At 74.3% G+C, this 16,150-nt stretch carries 14 protein-coding genes and 1 pseudogene; 12 read left to right on the forward strand and 3 right to left on the reverse strand.

All coding sequences use genetic code 11. The annotated features are described in order from the left end of the window. From EAD96_RS02120 to EAD96_RS02150, 7 genes and pseudogenes are all read left to right on the forward strand, one after another. Positions 1 to 420 (forward strand): annotated as a pseudogene (locus EAD96_RS02120) (hypothetical protein); the annotation flags it as partial. 155 nt (positions 421 to 575) lie between these two features. Continuing rightward, on the forward strand, positions 576 to 1,811 hold the full coding sequence (egtA, locus tag EAD96_RS02125; RefSeq protein WP_121683075.1) for an ergothioneine biosynthesis glutamate--cysteine ligase EgtA: 1,236 nt from the start codon (positions 576 to 578) through the stop codon (positions 1,809 to 1,811). Beyond that, a complete protein-coding gene (gene egtB, locus EAD96_RS02130) occupies positions 1,808 to 3,115 on the forward strand; it encodes an ergothioneine biosynthesis protein EgtB (protein WP_121683076.1) in 1,308 nt (435 codons plus the stop codon). Before egtA ends, egtB begins: the two co-directional genes overlap by 4 nt. Positions 3,116 to 3,124: 9 nt before the next feature. After that, a complete protein-coding gene (egtC, locus tag EAD96_RS02135; protein ID WP_121683077.1) occupies positions 3,125 to 3,871 on the forward strand; it encodes an ergothioneine biosynthesis protein EgtC in 747 nt (248 codons plus the stop codon). 32 nt (positions 3,872 to 3,903) lie between these two features. Beyond that, positions 3,904 to 4,869 (forward strand): L-histidine N(alpha)-methyltransferase, encoded by a 966-nt coding sequence (egtD, locus tag EAD96_RS02140; protein WP_120569700.1) that lies wholly within the window; start codon positions 3,904 to 3,906, stop codon positions 4,867 to 4,869. A gap of 228 nt (positions 4,870 to 5,097) precedes the next feature. Further along, positions 5,098 to 5,685: a TMEM165/GDT1 family protein gene (locus EAD96_RS02145; protein ID WP_120569701.1), complete on the forward strand. Its 588-nt coding sequence runs from the start codon at positions 5,098 to 5,100 to the stop codon at positions 5,683 to 5,685. A 119-nt stretch (positions 5,686 to 5,804) separates the two neighbouring features. Continuing rightward, positions 5,805 to 6,008 carry a hypothetical protein gene (locus tag EAD96_RS02150; RefSeq protein ID WP_091418011.1) on the forward strand — a complete coding sequence of 68 codons (204 nt, stop codon included), beginning with the start codon at positions 5,805 to 5,807 and terminating at the stop codon, positions 6,006 to 6,008. Positions 6,009 to 6,069: 61 nt separating this feature from the next. Here the strand turns inward: EAD96_RS02150 and nhaA are convergent, their stop codons facing one another. Continuing rightward, positions 6,070 to 7,371 carry a Na+/H+ antiporter NhaA gene (gene nhaA, locus EAD96_RS02155; RefSeq protein ID WP_120569702.1) on the reverse strand — a complete coding sequence of 434 codons (1,302 nt, stop codon included), beginning with the start codon at positions 7,369 to 7,371 and terminating at the stop codon, positions 6,070 to 6,072. Between the two features lie 159 nt (positions 7,372 to 7,530). Next, positions 7,531 to 9,378, reverse strand: a complete 1,848-nt coding sequence (locus EAD96_RS02160; protein WP_121683078.1) for a nucleoside-diphosphate sugar epimerase/dehydratase — start codon at positions 9,376 to 9,378, stop codon at positions 7,531 to 7,533. Between the two features lie 185 nt (positions 9,379 to 9,563). On the opposite strand from EAD96_RS02160, the gene EAD96_RS02165 reads away from it, so the two are divergent. After that, a complete protein-coding gene (locus tag EAD96_RS02165) occupies positions 9,564 to 11,012 on the forward strand; it encodes a polysaccharide biosynthesis tyrosine autokinase (protein WP_121683079.1) in 1,449 nt (482 codons plus the stop codon). Here the strand turns inward: EAD96_RS02165 and EAD96_RS02170 are convergent. Beyond that, a complete protein-coding gene (locus tag EAD96_RS02170) occupies positions 10,993 to 11,553 on the reverse strand; it encodes a low molecular weight phosphatase family protein (protein ID WP_121683083.1) in 561 nt (186 codons plus the stop codon). The two genes, EAD96_RS02165 and EAD96_RS02170, sit on opposite strands and share 20 nt — an antisense overlap. A 144-nt stretch (positions 11,554 to 11,697) precedes the next feature. Between EAD96_RS02170 and EAD96_RS02175 the strand changes: the two genes are divergently transcribed. The 4 genes from EAD96_RS02175 (at position 11,698) to EAD96_RS02190 (ending at position 15,975) form a co-directional block, all read left to right on the forward strand. Continuing rightward, complete coding sequence (locus EAD96_RS02175; protein WP_121683080.1) at positions 11,698 to 12,939, forward strand: glycosyltransferase family 4 protein; 1,242 nt, start codon at positions 11,698 to 11,700, stop codon at positions 12,937 to 12,939. Between the two features lie 102 nt (positions 12,940 to 13,041). After that, on the forward strand, positions 13,042 to 14,826 hold the full coding sequence (locus tag EAD96_RS02180) for a DUF4012 domain-containing protein (RefSeq protein WP_121683081.1): 1,785 nt from the start codon (positions 13,042 to 13,044) through the stop codon (positions 14,824 to 14,826). 13 nt (positions 14,827 to 14,839) lie between these two features. Then, positions 14,840 to 15,460, forward strand: a complete 621-nt coding sequence (locus tag EAD96_RS02185) for a hypothetical protein (RefSeq protein ID WP_091418035.1) — start codon at positions 14,840 to 14,842, stop codon at positions 15,458 to 15,460. A gap of 98 nt (positions 15,461 to 15,558) precedes the next feature. Continuing rightward, a complete protein-coding gene (locus tag EAD96_RS02190) occupies positions 15,559 to 15,975 on the forward strand; it encodes a protein-tyrosine phosphatase family protein (protein ID WP_121683082.1) in 417 nt (138 codons plus the stop codon). Positions 15,976 to 16,150 lie beyond the last annotated feature (175 nt).

Consider the following 16,150-nt stretch of genomic DNA (forward strand, 5'->3'; position numbering starts at 1 on the left):
GTCCGCCTGGACAGCAACCCCGAGCCGGTGCTCCCGCCCGCGACGACAGCCGGACCCACCGGCCCCGCCGTCACCGGGCCGTCGCGGCCGGCACCGAGCACCCCCGCCGGCGACGCGTCCGGAGCGGCGTCGCCACCGGCGCCGACGCCGGTGCCCTCCGGTACGCCGAGCGCCAAGGCCCGGCCGTCCGCACCCCCGGCCGGCGGGGCGAGCATGGCCGGCCACTGCCGTGCCTACCTGGCCAAGTCGGAGCGGCAGCGGGAGAAGGCGCTCACCAAGCCGGGCTTCGCCGACCTGGTGGCCGCCGCGGGCGGCCCTGAGCAGGTGGAGAGCTACTGCCGGAACCTGGTCGGCGCTCCGGCGGACGACCCGCACGACGACCCGGAGCCCGAGCGCCCGGGTCCGCGGACGGACGACTGACCGCCACCGCGCAATCAGATTCCGGACAAAAATTCATCTCTCCGGGCAAGCGGAACTCGTCTGCTAGACAGAGGATGGTGGGGCGGCGTCCCGTGCCGTCCCGGCCGGGCGCGTCGCGACGACGTCGTCGCCCATCGCCGAGGAGGAGCCGTCCCATGGTGATGTCGCCGGATCTGGACCGGGCAGTCGTCCTGGGAGACGAGGAGGCAGCCCGGGGCCACCTGGCCCGGATCTGCTTCAAGACCGGGCCACCCGCACTCGTCGGCGTCGAACTGGAATGGACCGTGCACGACGCCGCGGACCCGGCCCGGCCGGTCGACCGCGAGCGACTACGCGAGGCGCTGGGGCGGCACAGCCCCGTGACCCTCGACCCCACCAGCCCGGCCGACGAGCTCCGGCGCGGCGGCGCCGTGACCGTGGAGCCCGGCGGGCAGGTGGAGATCTCCGCGACACCGCGATCGTCGGTCGCCGCGCTCATCCTGGCCACCGAGGCCGACGTCGCCGAGCTGCGGGCCCGCCTGGACGCCGCCGGCCTGGTGCTCGGCCGCAGCGGCATCGACCCGTGGCGCCTTCCCCGGCCGGTCGTGGAGACCCCGCGCTACCGGGCCATGCGATGCGCCTTCGACCGCCGCGGCCCGGCGGGACGGGCGATGATGTACAGCACCGCCGGCCTCCAGGTCTGCCTGGACGCGGGCGAGCCGGACCATCTGGCGCAGCGGTGGGCCACCGCACACGCCGTCGGCCCGCCGCTGCTCGCCGCCTTCGCCACCGCCGACCGGCACGCGGGGCGCCGTACGGGCTGGGCCTCCGCCCGGATGGCCACCTGGCTGGCCATCGACCCGGCCCGCACCCGTCCGGTCTGGTCGCCCGAGCGCGCCGGCGAGGACCCGGTGGCGGCCTGGACCGGGTACGCGCTCGCCGCGCCGCTGCTCTGCGTCCGCGACGACGGCCCGGACTGGACCGCGCCGCCCGGTGTCACGTTCGCCGACTGGCTGGCCGGGGCGCTGCCCCGCCCGCCCACCACCGACGACCTGGACTACCACCTCAGCACGCTGTTCCCGCCGGTACGCCCGCGCGGCTACCTCGAACTGCGCTACCTGGACACCCAGCCCGGCCCGGAGTGGACGGTGCCGCTGGCGGTGCTGGCGGCGATCTTCGCCGACCCGGCCACCACCCGGGACGCGCTGGCGGCTGCCGCGCCGGTCGCCGACCGGTGGCGCGCGGCGGCCCGGTGCGGGCTGGCCGAGCGCCCGCTGGCGACCGCCGCGGCGGCGCTGTTCGACCTGGCCCTGACGGCCCTGCCCCGGCTCGGCCTGCCGGCCGGCATCCACGACGAGACCCGGAGAGCGATCCGGCGGCACCGCGCCGCCGCGGAGAGGGGACACCGGTGACCACCACCGAGCGACTACGCGACCGGATCGCCGCGGAACTGGAGCGCACCCGGGCCCGTACCGCGCTGCTGACCGACGCGGTGGACGACGACGACCTGGTCCGGCAGCACTCCACGCTGATGTCGCCGCTGGTCTGGGACCTGGCGCACGTCGGCAACCAGGAGGAGCTGTGGCTGGTCCGCGACGTCGGCGGCCGTGACCCGGTGCGCCACGACATCGACGACCTCTACGACGCGTTCAAGCAGCCGCGCAAGGACCGGCCGGCGCTGCCGCTGCTGCCGCCGGCCGAGGCCCGCGCGTACGTGCGCACGGTGCGGGACAAGGTGTTCGACCTGCTCGACGGCATCCGCTTCACCGAGCGTCCCCTGGTCGCCGACGGGTTCGCGTTCGGCATGATCGTGCAGCACGAGCAGCAGCACGACGAGACCATGCTCGCCACCCACCAGCTGCGCGCGGGCGCCCCGGTGCTCGACGCGCCGCCCCCGCCGGAGCCCCGCGCCCGGGTCGGCGGGGAGGTACGGGTGCCGGCCGGGCCGTTCACCATGGGCACCTCCACCGACCCGTGGGCGCTGGACAACGAGCGCCCGGCCCACACCGTCGACCTTCCGGCGTACCTCATCGACGCCGCCCCGGTGACGAACGGTCAGTACCGGGCGTTCATCGCCGACGGCGGGTACGACGAGCCGCGCTGGTGGAGCGAGGCGGGCTGGCGGCACCGCGTCGAGGCGGACCTGAGCGCGCCGATGCACTGGCGGCGCGACGGGGACGGCTGGGCGTACCGCCGGTTCGGCCGCTGGTCGCCGGTACGCGACGACGAGCCGGTGGTGCACGTCTGCTGGTACGAGGCGCAGGCGTACGCGGCGTGGGCCGGCAAGCGCCTGCCCACCGAGGCGGAGTGGGAGAAGGCGGCCCGCTGGGATCCGGCGACCGGCCGGTCCCGGCGCTACCCGTGGGGTGACGAGGACCCCACCACCGAGCACGCCAACCTGGGGCAGCGGCACCTGTGGCCGGCGCCGGTGGGCGCGTACCCGGCCGGCGCCTCGCCGCTGGGTGTGCACCAGCTCGTCGGCGACGTGTGGGAGTGGACCTCCTCGCCGTTCCGGGGCCACCCGGGCTTCACCGCGTTCCCGTACCGGGAGTACTCGGAGGTCTTCTTCGGCGACGACCACCGGGTGCTGCGGGGCGGCTCGTTCGGCACCGACCGGTCCGCCTGCCGGGGCACGTTCCGCAACTGGGACTACCCGATCCGGCGACAGATCTTCAGCGGGTTCCGCTGCGCCCGTGACGCCGGCCCGGAGGAGTGAGCCGGCCCGATGTGCCGTCACCTCGCGTACCTCGGTCCACCTGTGCTCCTGGGCAGCCTGCTGTTCGACCCGCCGTACGGGCTGCTGCGCCAGTCGTGGGCGCCGCGTGACATGCGCGGCGGCGGCACGATAAACGCTGACGGCTTCGGCGTCGCCTGGTACCCGGACGACGGCGACCCGGTCCGCTACCGGCGGGCCCAGCCGATGTGGAGCGACACGACGCTGCCGGAGCTGGCCGCCGTGACGCGGGTGCGGGCGGTGCTGGCCGCGGTCCGTTCCGCCACGGTCGGCATGCCGCTGCACGAGACCGCCGCGGCGCCCTTCGCCGAGGGGCGGTGGCTGTTCAGCCACAACGGCGTGGTGCGGGGCTGGCCGGACAGCCTGGTCCCGCTCGCCGCCGGCCTGCCCGTCCGCGACCTGATCACGCTCGACGTGCCGACCGACTCGGCGCTGCTGTGGGCGCTGGTCCGGCACCGGCTGCGGGCCGGCGCGCCGCCGGACGAGGCGGTGGCGGACACCGTCGCGGCGGTCGCCGCCGCCGCTCCCGGGTCGCGGCTGAACCTGCTGCTCACCGACGGTACGACGGTGGTGGCGAGCACGGCCGGGCACGCGCTGTCGGTGCGCCGCGGCCCGGACTCGGTGCTGCTGGCGTCCGAACCGTTCGACGACGACCCGGCCTGGCGGGCCGTGCCGGACGGCCGGCTCGTGGTGGCGACCACGGGCGGGCTCGACGTGCGGGAGACGAGCGCCGCCTGACGTTCCGTACCCACCGCAAGAGAGGACACTCGATGAGCGCGGAGCCGCTGGAGATCCACCTGGAGCAGCAGGACCTCGACCGTGGGTTGCGGGAGGACGTACGGGTCGGGCTGGCCGCGACGCCGAAGTGGCTGCCGCCGAAGTGGTTCTACGACGCCCGGGGCAGCGAGCTGTTCGAGGAGATCACCCGCCTGCCGGAGTACTACCCGACCCGGGCCGAGCGGGCGGTGCTGGCCGCGCACGCCGACGACGTGGCCACCATGACCGGCGCGAAGACGCTGATCGAGCTGGGCTCGGGCTCGTCGGAGAAGACCCGGCTGCTGCTCGACGCGTTCACCCGCCACGGTGACCTGGGCACGTTCGTGCCGCTGGACGTCTCGGTGAGCGCGTTGCGGTCGTCCACCGAGCAGATCGCCGCCGCGTACCCGGGGCTGCGGGTGCGGGGGATCGTCGGCGACTTCACCCGCCACCTGGACCGGTTGCCCACCGGCGGCCGGCGTCTGGTGGCGTTCCTCGGCGGCACGATCGGCAACCTGCTGCCGGTGGAGCGGGCCGAGTTCCTCACCGCGATGCGCGCGGCGCTGGAGACCGGCGACTGGCTGCTGGTCGGCACCGACCTGGTCAAGGATCCGGGCGTGATCGTGCCCGCGTACGACGACGCGGCGGGCGTGACCGCCGAGTTCAACCGCAACGTGCTCCGGGTGATCAACCGCGAGCTGGGCGCGGACTTCGACGTCGACGCGTTCCGGCACGTGGCGGTCTGGGATCCGCGGCGGGAGTGGATCGAGATGCGGTTGCGCGCCGAGCACCCGACCCGGGTGCGGGTCCTGGACACCGACGTGGTGTTCGCCGCCGGTGAGGAGCTGCGGACCGAGGTGTCGGCCAAGTTCCGGCCGGAGGGCATCGCGGCCGAGCTGACCGCCGCCGGGTTCGACCGGCGGGCGTTCTGGACCGACCCGGACGGGCTGTTCGGGGTGAGCCTGGCGCGGGCCGACTGAGCGCCGCCGTGGCCCCGCCCACACCCGGTGACCGGGCCCGCCGGTGATCGGCTAGGCTGGGCGGCGCGAAGGGGAGTAGCCCCCAATGTCGTGGTCGACACACTGGTGCGTTCCGCATCCGGCCACGCGGCCCCGGTCTCCGGGGCGGGCGAGACCTTCGACTCAGGCTGTCGCAGCCGGGTCGAGGGCGCCCCCGTTCCTCCTCCCGGCTTGATCGGGAAGGTTCACATGGAGGGTTTCCTCGTCGCGCTGGTGGTCAGCTTCGGCGTCATCTTCGTCGCCGAGCTGGGCGACAAGTCCCAGCTCATGGCACTGACGTTCGCCACGCGGTTCAAGCCGGTGCCGGTGCTCATCGGCATCACGATCGCCACCGCCGTCGTCCACCTGGCCTCGGTGGCCATCGGGTACGGCCTGAACGCCGCCCTGCCCACCGACTGGATCTCGCTGATCGCCGGTCTGGCGTTCCTCGGCTTCGGCGCGTGGACGCTGCGCGGTGACAGGCTGACCGAGGAGGAGAAGCGCAAGGCCGAGCGCGGCGGCCGGTCCGCGGTCATCGCCGTGGGTGTGGCGTTCTTCCTGGCCGAGCTGGGCGACAAGACCATGCTCGCCACCATCACGCTGGCCACCAAGTACGGCTGGTTCGGCACCTGGCTCGGGTCGACGCTCGGCATGGTGGCCGCGGACGCGCTGGCGATCCTGGTGGGCCGGATGCTCGGCCGGCACCTGCCGGAGCGGACCATCCGCTACGGCGCGGCGGTGCTGTTCGCCGTCTGCGGCCTCTGGTTGATCTTCGAGGCGGTCTCCGAGCTGACCTGAGCCCACCCGCGGCTGCGCCCGATGATCGGAGACCGCTTCGGTGGGTAAGTAGCCGGGTGAGCGCCGTGGCGGTGACCGCCCGGCGGAGGACGAATCGGCACGACCGGGAGGTTCCGCCCATGAGCAGGCACGACGAGCCCAACGAGTACGGCTTCGCCGGGGGCGCCACCGCGCCGGAGCCGCCGCCGGGCGGGCGCGAGGACGAGCAGGACCGCGCCGAGCAGGTGGCCGTGCCCGGCGACGACCTCACCGGCCCGGCCGCCGAGGCGCTCGAGGAACCGGAGCGCAAGCGCGAGCCGCGCCCGGCCGAGCGCCGGAGCTGAGGCGCAACCGCGTGGCAGGAGCGGCGGGTGTGACCGGCTGGTCGCACCCGCCGCGCCGGCTTCAGGCCGGGCCCTCCTGGTAGACGTCCGGGATGCCGTCACCGTCGGCGTCCCGGCTCTCCCGTTCGCTGATCCGCCGGTAGACCCGGTTGCGGCGGACCAGCACCACCGAGGCGAGCAGGGCGGAGATCAACGAGCCGAGCAGCACGGCCACCTTGACGCCGTCCTCCTCCGGGCTGCCGGCGCCGAACGCCAGCTCGCCGATGAGCAGCGACACGGTGAAGCCGATGCCGGCCAGCAGCGCCAGCCCGAGCAGGTCGGCCCAGGTGATCTCCTCGTCCAGTTCGGCCCGGGTGAACCGGGCGAGCAGGTACGTCGACCCGAACACGCCGATCACCTTGCCGAGCACCAGCCCGGCGGCCACCGCGATCACCACCGGGTTGGTCAGCACGCCGCCCACGTCCACGCCGACCAGCGTCACCCCGGCGGCGAAGAAGGCGAAGACCGGCACGGCCAAGCCGGCGGAGACGGGCCGCCAGCGGTGCTCCAGCCGCTCGGCCAGGCCGGGCGCGCCGTCGCGGCCGCGCAGCACCGGCACCGTGAAACCGAGCAGCACGCCCGCCACGGTGGCGTGCACGCCGGAGGCGTGCACCAGCGTCCAGGCGACCACCGCCAGCGGGATCAGCGCCCACCACCAGGTCCGCCGGCGCTGCACGAGCAGCCCGAACGCGGCGATCGGCAGCAGCGCGCCGAGCAGCGGCAGCGGCTGGAAGTCGGCGGTGTAGAACACCGCGATGATGGTGATCGCGAACAGGTCGTCGACCACCGCGAGGGTGAGCAGGAACGCGCGCAGCCCCTGCGGCAGGTGGGAGCTGACCACGGCGAGCACGGCGAGCGCGAAGGCGATGTCGGTGGCGGTGGGGATGGCCCATCCGCGCAGGCCGGCGCCGCCGGCGCCGAGCGTCACCGCCAGGTAGATCAACGCGGGCGCGATCATGCCGCCGAGCGCGGCGATCACGGGCAGCGCGGCCCGCCGGGGGTCGCGCAGGTCACCGGCCACGAACTCGCGCTTGAGTTCCAGCCCGACCACGAAGAAGAAGATCGCCAGCAGCCCGTCGGCGGCCCAGGTGCGCAGGTCCAGGTCCAGGTGCAGGCCGGCGCCGCCGGGCCAGGGCACCCAGTGGCTCAGTTCGGCGTACGCGGCGCGCCACGGCGAGTTCGCCCAGATCAGGGCGAGCACCGCACCGAGCAGCAGCAGGCCGCCGCCGACCGTCTCGGTGCGCAGCACGTCGGCCAGGAAGCGGGCCTCCGGCCAGGAGCGGCGGGACAGCAGGCGGGACCGGTGCGGGGTGTGCTGGGGCATGCGGGGTCCGTTCGGAAGCTGGGGTCGGCGGAACAATCGCCGACCAGGCTTCCCGGCACACCGGAACCAACCCTAACGGGTGCCGCCACCGGCGGCGAGCCGAGCCGGCCGATGGGACGCCCGTCTCACCACCTGGGTGGGGCGTCCCATCGGCCGGCGTCAGCGTTGTCCGGGCAGCGCCGGCAGGGACACCCCGGCCGGGTCGCAGAACGCGGCCATCCGCTTGATCAGCTCGTCCGGGTCGGCGTACGGGTCGAGCCCGCGGATCTCGTCCGGGTCCAGCTCGGGCACCGGGACGTGGGAGATCAGTGGGTGCAGCGGCCGGCTGTCCACCTCGTCGGCGCCGAACAGGTGCTCGTGCAGCTTCTCGCCCGGGCGCAGACCGGTGAAGACGATCTCCACCGGGCGGTCCGCCTCGGCGGCCAGCCGGCGTGCCACGTCGGCGATCCGGACCGGCTCGCCCATGTCGAGAACCAGCGCCTCGCCGCCCCGGCCGATCGTCGCGGCCTGGAGCACGAGGTGCACCGCCTCCTGCACGGTCATGAAGTACCGCGTCACGTCGGGGTGGGTGACGGTGATCGGCACCCCGGCCCGGATCTGCGCCTGGAACGCGGTGAGCACCGAGCCGCGGCTGCTGAGCACGTTGCCGAACCGGACGCTCAGGTACCGGCCGTTGAGCCGCTGCGCCTGGTACGCGGTGAGCCGCTCGGTGATCCGCTTGGAGTAGCCGAGGACGCTCGCCGGGTTGGCCGCCTTGTCGGTGGAGATGTTCACGAACTCGGCGACGTCCCGGCACGCCTCCAGCACGTTCAGCGTACCCAGGATGTTGGTCTTGATCGCCTCGCCCGGGTGGCGCTGGAGCAGCGTGAGGTGCTTGAGCGCCGCGGCGTGGAACACCACGTCGGGCTGCCGGTCGGCGATCACCCGGGCGATGCCCTCGGCGTCGCGGATGTCGGCCAGGATCAGCTCCGGCCCGTCCAGCAGCGCGCGCCCGTACAGGGACATCTGCAGGGCGTGCAGCGCGGACTCGTCCCGGTCGAGCATCATCAGCTCGTCCGGCTCGCAGCGGGCGATCTGGCGGCACAGTTCCGAGCCGATCGAGCCACCCGCGCCGGTGACGAGCACCCGGCGTCCGGCCAGCCCGCCGCGCTCGACGCTCAGCTCGGCCACCCGGTGCGCGCGGCCCAGCAGGTCGGTGAGCTGGAGGTCGCGGACGTCCGTGGCGGCCACCGGACGGTCGAGCACCTCGCGTACCGGCGGCAGGACCTTGAACGCCGCCCCGGCCTCCAGCGTGCGGGTGCGCACGTCGCGCAGCAGCTGCGGGTCGGAGCCGCTCATCGAGAAGATGACAGTGCTCGCCCGGGTGGCCCGGACGGCGGCGGCGATCTGCTCCCGGCCGCCGAGCACGCGCAGCCGCTCGAGCCGCAGGCCGCGGCTGTCGGGCGCGTCGTCGAGCAGGCCCACCGGCCGGTAGCTGCTGTCCGGGTCGTGCAGCAGCACCCGGACGAGCCGCTCGCTCGCGGCGTCCACGCCGTAGATCAGGCAGCGCTCGGCGTGCCGGGCGGCGGGCGGCCGGCGGTCGGCGTGGGCCCGCCAGAGTCCCCGGGCGGCCGCCATCACCACGAGCGCCACCGCACCGCCGACCAGCGGCGTGCTGGCCGGGACCGGGTGCTGCGTCCACGGCAGGACGGCGACGAAGCCGACGGCGGTGACGAGCGCGACGGTGACGGCCAGGCCCTGCGCGTCGCCGGCGCTGCCGATCGGATACCGGCCGTAGAGCCGGGACCGCAGCAGCGTGAGCGCGGCGTACAGCGCGGCGCACGCCAGTGCCAGGCCGAGCGTACGGGCGCTGGCGGCGGCGGTGAGGTCGAACTCGTACCGCGTCCAGGCCGCGCCGAGAAAACCTCCGCACCACGCGGCCGTGTCCAGCGTTAACAGGGAAAGGGTGGCGGCGCGGTGGGTGATCCGGCCGGGGGGTCGAACGGCTGTGATCGCGTCACGATCCATGGGCTGCCCTCTGTGTCCTATCCGTATTGAAAGGATTAGACCGTCTGTGCCTGTTCGGTCGTTTACTGTCGTCCAGTCACGTAACGTCGTGAATAGGCGATTCGATCCTGGCACGGCGACTGGGGTTTTTAGGGGGCTTTCGTGCAGTTTCATCGGCAGACCGGCGTGTCGCGAGGGGGAGCGTGATGGACGTTCTCGGCTACCTGCGCCTGGTCCGACGCCACTGGTGGATAGTGCTGGTGACGGTGATGCTCGGCCTGGGCACCGCCGCGCTGGTGACGGTCCGGACGGCGCCTCGGTACGAGGCCTCGGTGACGTTCTTCGTCACCACGCCCAGCCAGGGGGTCACCGACGCCTACCAGGGCAGCCTCTTCCTCCAGCAGCGGGTGAAGTCCTACGGTGACCTGCTCACCAGCGACCGGCTGGCGCAGAGCGTGGTGGCCGACGCGCCGCTCGGCCTCACCGCCGACCAGGTGCGCAGCCGGATCCACACCACCGCCACGACCGGCACGGTCCTGCTCAAGGCGACGATCACCGACACCGACCAGACCCGGGCGCTGAAGACCACCGAGATGCTCGCGACCAAGTTCACCGAGCTGGTACGCAAGGTCGAGACGCCGCCGGACGGCAAGTCCCCGCCGATCAAGATCGAGGTGGTCAGCGGTCCCCGGGTCACCTCCAACCCGGTCTCGCCCCAGCCCACCCGCAACCTGGTCCTGGGCGGCCTGCTCGGCCTGCTCGCCGGCGTCGGGCTGGCCGTGCTGCGCGGCGTGGCCGACGTCCGGATGCGCGACGGCGCCGGGCTGCAACGGGTGACCGGCAGTCCGCTGCTCGGCGAGATCCCGTACGAGACCGGCGCGCGGTCGGCGCCGCTGATCGTCGGCGACGCGGCCACCTCCGCCCGGGCCGAGGCGGTCCGCAAGCTGCGCACCAACCTGCGCTTCGTGGACGTGCACGAGCCGGCCCGGGTCATCGCGGTCACCAGCGCGCTGCAGGGCGAGGGCAAGACCACGATGGCCTGCAACACCGCCATCGCGCTGGCCGAGGCGGGCTGGCGGGTGCTGCTGATCGACGCCGACCTGCGCCGCCCCAAGGTCGCCGACTACCTCGGGCTCGACGGCGGCGTCGGCCTCACCGACGTGCTCGTCGGTGACGTCCAGGTCGGTGACGTGGTGCAGCGCTGGGGCGAGAAGTCGCTGCTGGTGCTGCCCAGCGGCGCCACCCCGCCCAACCCGAGCGAGCTGCTCGGCTCCAAGTCCATGGCGGACCTGCTGGTCGCGCTGCGGGACTCGGCGGACATCGTGGTCATCGACACCGCGCCGCTGCTGGCGGTCACCGACGGAGTGGTGGTGGCCGTGCAGGCCGACGGCGCGCTCCTGGTCACCCAGCAGGGGCGTACCTCCCGCAGCCAGGTCGCGGCGGCGGCGCACGCGCTCAGCTCGGTCTCGGTACGCCTGCTCGGCTGCGTGCTCAACATGGCCAAGGTGGCCAAGTCGGACGCCTACCAGTACGAGGCGTACAAGGTGGTCGTGCCGCCCGCGGCGCCGTCCGTGCCGGCCGACCGGGCCGGCTCCCGGCGGGGCGCGAAGGCCGTGGGCGACCGGACGCAGGAACTCACCCGGCTTTCGCGATGAGCGCGAGCACGGGCCGGATCGACCGCTCGATCTCCTCGGCGCAGCGCCGGAAGTCGGCCGGCGAGCCGCCGATCGGGTCGCGCAGGTCCTCCGCGTCGGGGGCGGCGGGTTGCAGCCGCCCCCGGGCGCGGACCGCGGCCGACACCGCCGCCCGCAACGGCGTGCCCGCGTCCGCCTCCGCCTCGGCGGGGCGGGCCTCGGCCGCCAGCCGGGCGAACTGCCGCAACGTGAACGTCCGGGTCAGCGCGGCCGGCGCCAGCGCGGTGCAGGCCGAGCGTTGCCGGCGGGTCGCGGTCAGCACCAGCGCCGCTCCGGTCAGGTGCTCCGGGCGCAGCCGGCGGGTCCGGAAGGCGGCCGGGTCCGCGCCGGTGGCCGCTGTCACCTCGACCGCGTACGGGTGCATCGCGGCCCCGTCGATCGCGTCGGTCCCCGCGCTGGCCACCGCCAGCGGCAGGCCGGCCAGCATCCGGCGGGCGATGAACTCCGCCATCGGTGACCGGCACATGTTCGCGTGGCAGACGAAGAGCACCTCGTCGACCATCTGCACCCCTCTCGTCGGCACGGTCGCGACGGAGGGTGCCGCGACGGCGTTCTTCCGGCGGTCGCGGCCGGACGCAGAGGGGATGCGGGAATCGTACGCGGTGCGGCGCCCGGCCGTCCGGAAAGCCGCGCCGGGAGGGCGGCCATGAGGGTCGGCATCCTCACCTACCACTTCCCGCCGGAGCCGGCGTTCGTCCCGGGCAGCCTGGCCGAGGAGCTGGTGGCCCGGGGCCACGAGGTACGGGTGCTCACCGGTTTCCCGGACTACCCGGGCGGCCACGTCTATCCCGGCTGGCGGCAGCGCTGGCGGCACCAGACGCACAGCGAGCGGCTCACCGTGCGCCGGGTGCCCCGGTACGCCGCGGGCGACGATTCCGCCCGCGCCCGCACCACGAGCTGGCTGTCCTTCGCCGGCAGTGCCGCGCTCGCCGGCCGGGGACTGCTGCGCGACGTCGACGTGCTCTACGTCTACGGCCACCCGGCGGTCACGTTCGCCGCCACCGGGCTGCTGCGGCTGCTCGGCCGTACGCCCACCGTGCTGCACGTGCAGGACGTGTGGACCGGGCGGAACGGGCGCGCCGAGCGGGACGGCGGGCGGCCGGCGCGGCTGGAGGCCGCGACCCGTCGCCTCTACCGGGAGGCGGCGGTGGTGGCGGTCGGCTCGCCGTCCATGGCGGATCTGGTCCGTGCCGGCGGGGCCGACCCGGGCCGGGTGCGCACGGCGCCGAACTGGACCGACGAGCGCATCTTCCGCCCCACCCAGGCCGGCCCGGCGGTGCGGCGGCTGGTCCGCCGGGACGACCGCTGCGTGGTGATGCACGCCGGCACGATCGGCGCCCGCCAGGATCTGGAGACGGCGGTCCGCGCGGCGGCGGCGCTCGGCGACCGGATGGACCTGGTGCTCGTGGGGTCGGGCCCGCAGGAGCGGCGGGTCCGGGGGCTCGCCGCCGACCTCGGCGCGGACAACGTCCGGTTCCTGGAACGACGGTCCGCCGTGGACATGCCACAGCTCTACGCCGCCGCCGACTACCAGCTCGTGGCCCAGCGCGACCTGCCGGAGCTGCGTGGCCGGGTGCCCGACAAGCTCCAGGCCGCGCTGTCCTGCGCCGCGCCGGTGGTCGCCTCCGCGGCGGGGGAGACGGCGGAGGTGGTGGAGCGGGCCCGCGCCGGTCTGTCCTGCCCGCCGGAGGACTGGGCGGCGCTGGCCGACCGCTTCTGGCTGGCCGCCGCCATCCCGCCGGCCGCCCGGATCGACATGGGCCGGCGGGGCCGCGACGCGTACCTGCGGGACATGTCGATGCGGGCCGGTGTGGACCGGATCGAGGCGCTGCTGCACGAGGCGGCCGAGCGGACGTCGAACCGAACAAAACTCGCACACAGCGGCTAATTCATCAGAGTGTCGGATAACACCTCGAACAGGCACTTTCCCGTGCTAAAAAGCACTCGATCGCGAATTGTGTCCGATTCGACCGACTGGTAGGGGGAATCCGTGACCGGACCTGGTGCCACGCCCGTCCGGCGGCGTCGCTCGCGTCGGCGCCGGCGCGCCCGGGTCCGCCGGATCCTGCTGACCGGGCTGGTCGTCGTGTCGGTGCTGCTCAGCGCCGGCGGCTGGGTGGCGTTCCGGGGCTGGCAGGCCCGCGCCCACCTGGTCAACGCCGCCGGACTGGCCCGGGAGCTCAGCGCCCAGGTGCTCGACGGCGACGTGGCCCGGGCCCAGCGCACGCTCGCCGCGTTGCAGGAGCAGGCCGCCGCCGCCCGCGGCGAGACCGGGGATCCGGTGTGGTGGGTGGGCCAGCAGACCCCGTACGCGGGGGACAACCTGGCCGCGGTACGGCAGATCTCGGTGGCGGTGGACGACCTGGCCCGGCTCGCGTTCCCCACGCTGCTGCGCGTCGACCTCGCCTCGCTGGTGCCGAAGCAGGGCAAGCTGGACCTGGCCCGCCTGCGCGCCGTCTCCGCCGAGGTCTCCGCCGCCGACCAGGCGGTGCGCACGACCGCCGACCGGCTGCGGAAGGTGCCCACCGGCGACCTCGTGACGCAGGTACGCGACGCGGTCACCGCGCTGCGCGCGGAGCTGGACCAGCTCGGCGAGCTGACCTCCGCGGCTGATCGCGGCGCGCGGCTGCTGCCGCCACTTCTCGGCGCGGACGGACCGCGCAGCTATCTGTTGGTCTCGCAGAACCCGGCCGAGCTGCGCGCCACCGGCGGCATGTTCGGCGCGTACGCCGTCCTGCGCGCCGAGGGTGGACGGATCCGCCTCGTGAAGCAGGGCAGTTCGTCCGACCTGCGGTTCTTCGACCCGCCACTCAAGATCGACGCGGAGGCGAAGCGGCTCTGGGGCGATCTGCCGGGCATCTATCCGGCGGACGTGAACCTCAACCCGGACTTCCCGGCCGCCGCCGCGCTCTACCGGGACATGGTGCGTCGCCGGACCGGCACCACTGTGGACGGGGTGCTGGCTGTGGACCCGGTGGTCCTGTCGTACCTGCTCGGCGTCGTGGGGCCGGTGAACGTGCCGGACGGGCCGTCGCTGGGCGCCGCCACCGCCGTCCGCACGCTCCTCAGTGACTCGTACCGGGACCTGGACATGAAGGACCAGGACGAGTACTTCACCAAGGCGGCCTCGGGCGTCTTCGACACCCTGTTCACCAAGACGGTAGACCCACGCGCACTTTTGACCGTTTTTACCCGTTCAATCAATGAACGTCGGATATTGTTCTGGAGTGTCCGATCTGAGGAGCAACGCGCACTGGCCGGCAGCCGGCTGGCCGGTCAGCTTCCGGAGAAGGACACCGTGCCGACCGTCGGCGTGTTCCTCAACGACGGCAGCGGCGCGAAGCTCGGCTACTACCTCAGGTTCTCGGCCACCGTGACGGTCGGCGAATGCCACCCGGACGGACGCCGCGAGCTGCGGCTGAAGGTCACGGTGCACTCCACCGCCCCGAAGTCGGGCCTGAGCAAGTCGGTCACCGGACTGGCTCTGGCCGGCGACAAGTACACCGCACGCACCTTCGTCTCCGTGCACACGCCCACCGGCGGCGCCGTCCTCACCGGCCGGCTGGACGGACGGGACACCGCGATGGGCAGCGGCACCGACGGCCGCCGCCAGGTGGCGGTCGCGAAGGTCGAGGCCCGCCCGGGACAGACCCGGACGCTCGACGTCACGGTGCTCACCGGCAAAACCGGCGCCGGGACGGCCGAGCTGGTGCACACGCCCACCGTCACCCCATGGACCACCCAAGTAGTCAACGCACCAAGCTGTGAACAGTAGGAGGGAATCCATCATGCGGCTATCCCGCATCATCATGGCGCTCACGGTGGGCCTGGCCGTAGCGGCCGTGCCGACCGCGGCCGGGGCGGCGCAGCCGCAGCCCCCGGTCTACCCGCCCGAGGTCGCGTCGCTGACCGTCTCACCGACCACCATCCGGCTCGGCGAGACGTTCACCCTGCGGGGCTCGAACTTCGCGCCGAACGAGACGGTGCGGATCGACGTGGCGATCTCGGGTCTGCCCGCGGCCGCCCCGGCCGAGGGGACCGCGCGGCGCAGCGACGGCAGCACGGTGGCGATGGCGCCGGTCGCCTACACGCCCAACCGCGCCCAGCCGCAGCCGGCGCCGACCACGTTCACCGTGACGGCCGACGCCAACGGCAACTTCACCGTCACCTACCGGCCGACCCGGCCGGGTCGGTACACGTTCACCGCCACCGGCCTGACGTCCGGGCGGATCGCGAGCGCCACCGGCACCGTCCTGCCGCCGCGGCCGACCAAGTCGCCGCACCACGGCGGTCTGCCGGTGACCGGTGACAGCATCGGCACGCCGCTGAAGCTCGGTGGGGGCCTCGCCGCCGCCGGTGCGGTGCTGCTGCTGGCCTCCATGGCCTGGCGCCGCCGTCGCCTCGGCTGATCCGGGGCGCGCCGGGGACGACCCGGCTCGATCGTGAGTGCCCGCCGGACCTCGTCCGGCGGGCACTCACGTGTCCGGGCGACGCGACACAATGAGCCATGGACGCGACACCGTGGACCGATCAGGCCGGCCTGCTCACGCTGCCCGGGGGCGCCACCGTACGCGGGCGCAAGGTCGCCGCGCCCGCCGCGCCCGCCGACTTCGCCCTGCTGCTGGCGCCCGGTCCCGAGCCGGAGTGGCCGGCCCGGCGGGTCCGCTGGCCCGACTTCTGGATCCCGTCCGACCGAGCCGACGCCCTGGACGCGCTGCGGGAGGCGCGGCGGCGCGCGTACGCGGGGGAGCGGGTCGAGGTGGCCTGTCACGGCGGCGTCGGGCGCACCGGCACCGCGCTGGCCGCGCTCGCCGTGCTGGACGGGCTGCCGCCGGCGCGGGCGGTGGCCTGGGTCCGGTCCCACTATCACCGGCGCGCGGTAGAGACACCGTGGCAGCGGTGGTGGCTGCGCGGCGTGCGCTGACACCCGCGCCGGTCACCGAACGGGACCGCCCGATCGGCGCGGCGTCACGACACCGGTGAGCCGTCCGGACCTGATCATCGGGCTCGGTAGGGTGCCTTCTCATGAGAGCCCGGGTCCTGGCCGCCGCCACCGCCGTCACCCTGCTCGCCGCCGGGGCACCCGAACCGGTCGACGT

The sequence above is a fragment of the Micromonospora sp. BL1 genome (assembly GCF_003667485.1).
Taxonomy (GTDB): domain Bacteria; phylum Actinomycetota; class Actinomycetes; order Mycobacteriales; family Micromonosporaceae; genus Micromonospora; species Micromonospora tulbaghiae.

Excerpts from the sequence above, each read along its gene's own strand:
- egtA (WP_121683075.1), top strand. The coding sequence starts at position 576 with ATGGTGATGTCGCCGGATCTGGACCGGGCAGTCGTCCTGGGAGACGAG.
- egtC (WP_121683077.1), top strand. The coding sequence starts at position 3,125 with ATGTGCCGTCACCTCGCGTACCTCGGTCCACCTGTGCTCCTGGGCAGC.
- egtD (WP_120569700.1), top strand. The coding sequence starts at position 3,904 with ATGAGCGCGGAGCCGCTGGAGATCCACCTGGAGCAGCAGGACCTCGAC.
- EAD96_RS02145 (WP_120569701.1), top strand. The coding sequence starts at position 5,098 with ATGGAGGGTTTCCTCGTCGCGCTGGTGGTCAGCTTCGGCGTCATCTTC.
- EAD96_RS02150 (WP_091418011.1), top strand. The coding sequence starts at position 5,805 with ATGAGCAGGCACGACGAGCCCAACGAGTACGGCTTCGCCGGGGGCGCC.
- nhaA (WP_120569702.1), bottom strand. The coding sequence starts at position 7,371 with ATGCCCCAGCACACCCCGCACCGGTCCCGCCTGCTGTCCCGCCGCTCC.
- EAD96_RS02160 (WP_121683078.1), bottom strand. The coding sequence starts at position 9,378 with ATGGATCGTGACGCGATCACAGCCGTTCGACCCCCCGGCCGGATCACC.
- EAD96_RS02165 (WP_121683079.1), top strand. The coding sequence starts at position 9,564 with ATGGACGTTCTCGGCTACCTGCGCCTGGTCCGACGCCACTGGTGGATA.
- EAD96_RS02170 (WP_121683083.1), bottom strand. The coding sequence starts at position 11,553 with ATGGTCGACGAGGTGCTCTTCGTCTGCCACGCGAACATGTGCCGGTCA.
- EAD96_RS02175 (WP_121683080.1), top strand. The coding sequence starts at position 11,698 with ATGAGGGTCGGCATCCTCACCTACCACTTCCCGCCGGAGCCGGCGTTC.
- EAD96_RS02185 (WP_091418035.1), top strand. The coding sequence starts at position 14,840 with ATGCGGCTATCCCGCATCATCATGGCGCTCACGGTGGGCCTGGCCGTA.
- EAD96_RS02190 (WP_121683082.1), top strand. The coding sequence starts at position 15,559 with ATGGACGCGACACCGTGGACCGATCAGGCCGGCCTGCTCACGCTGCCC.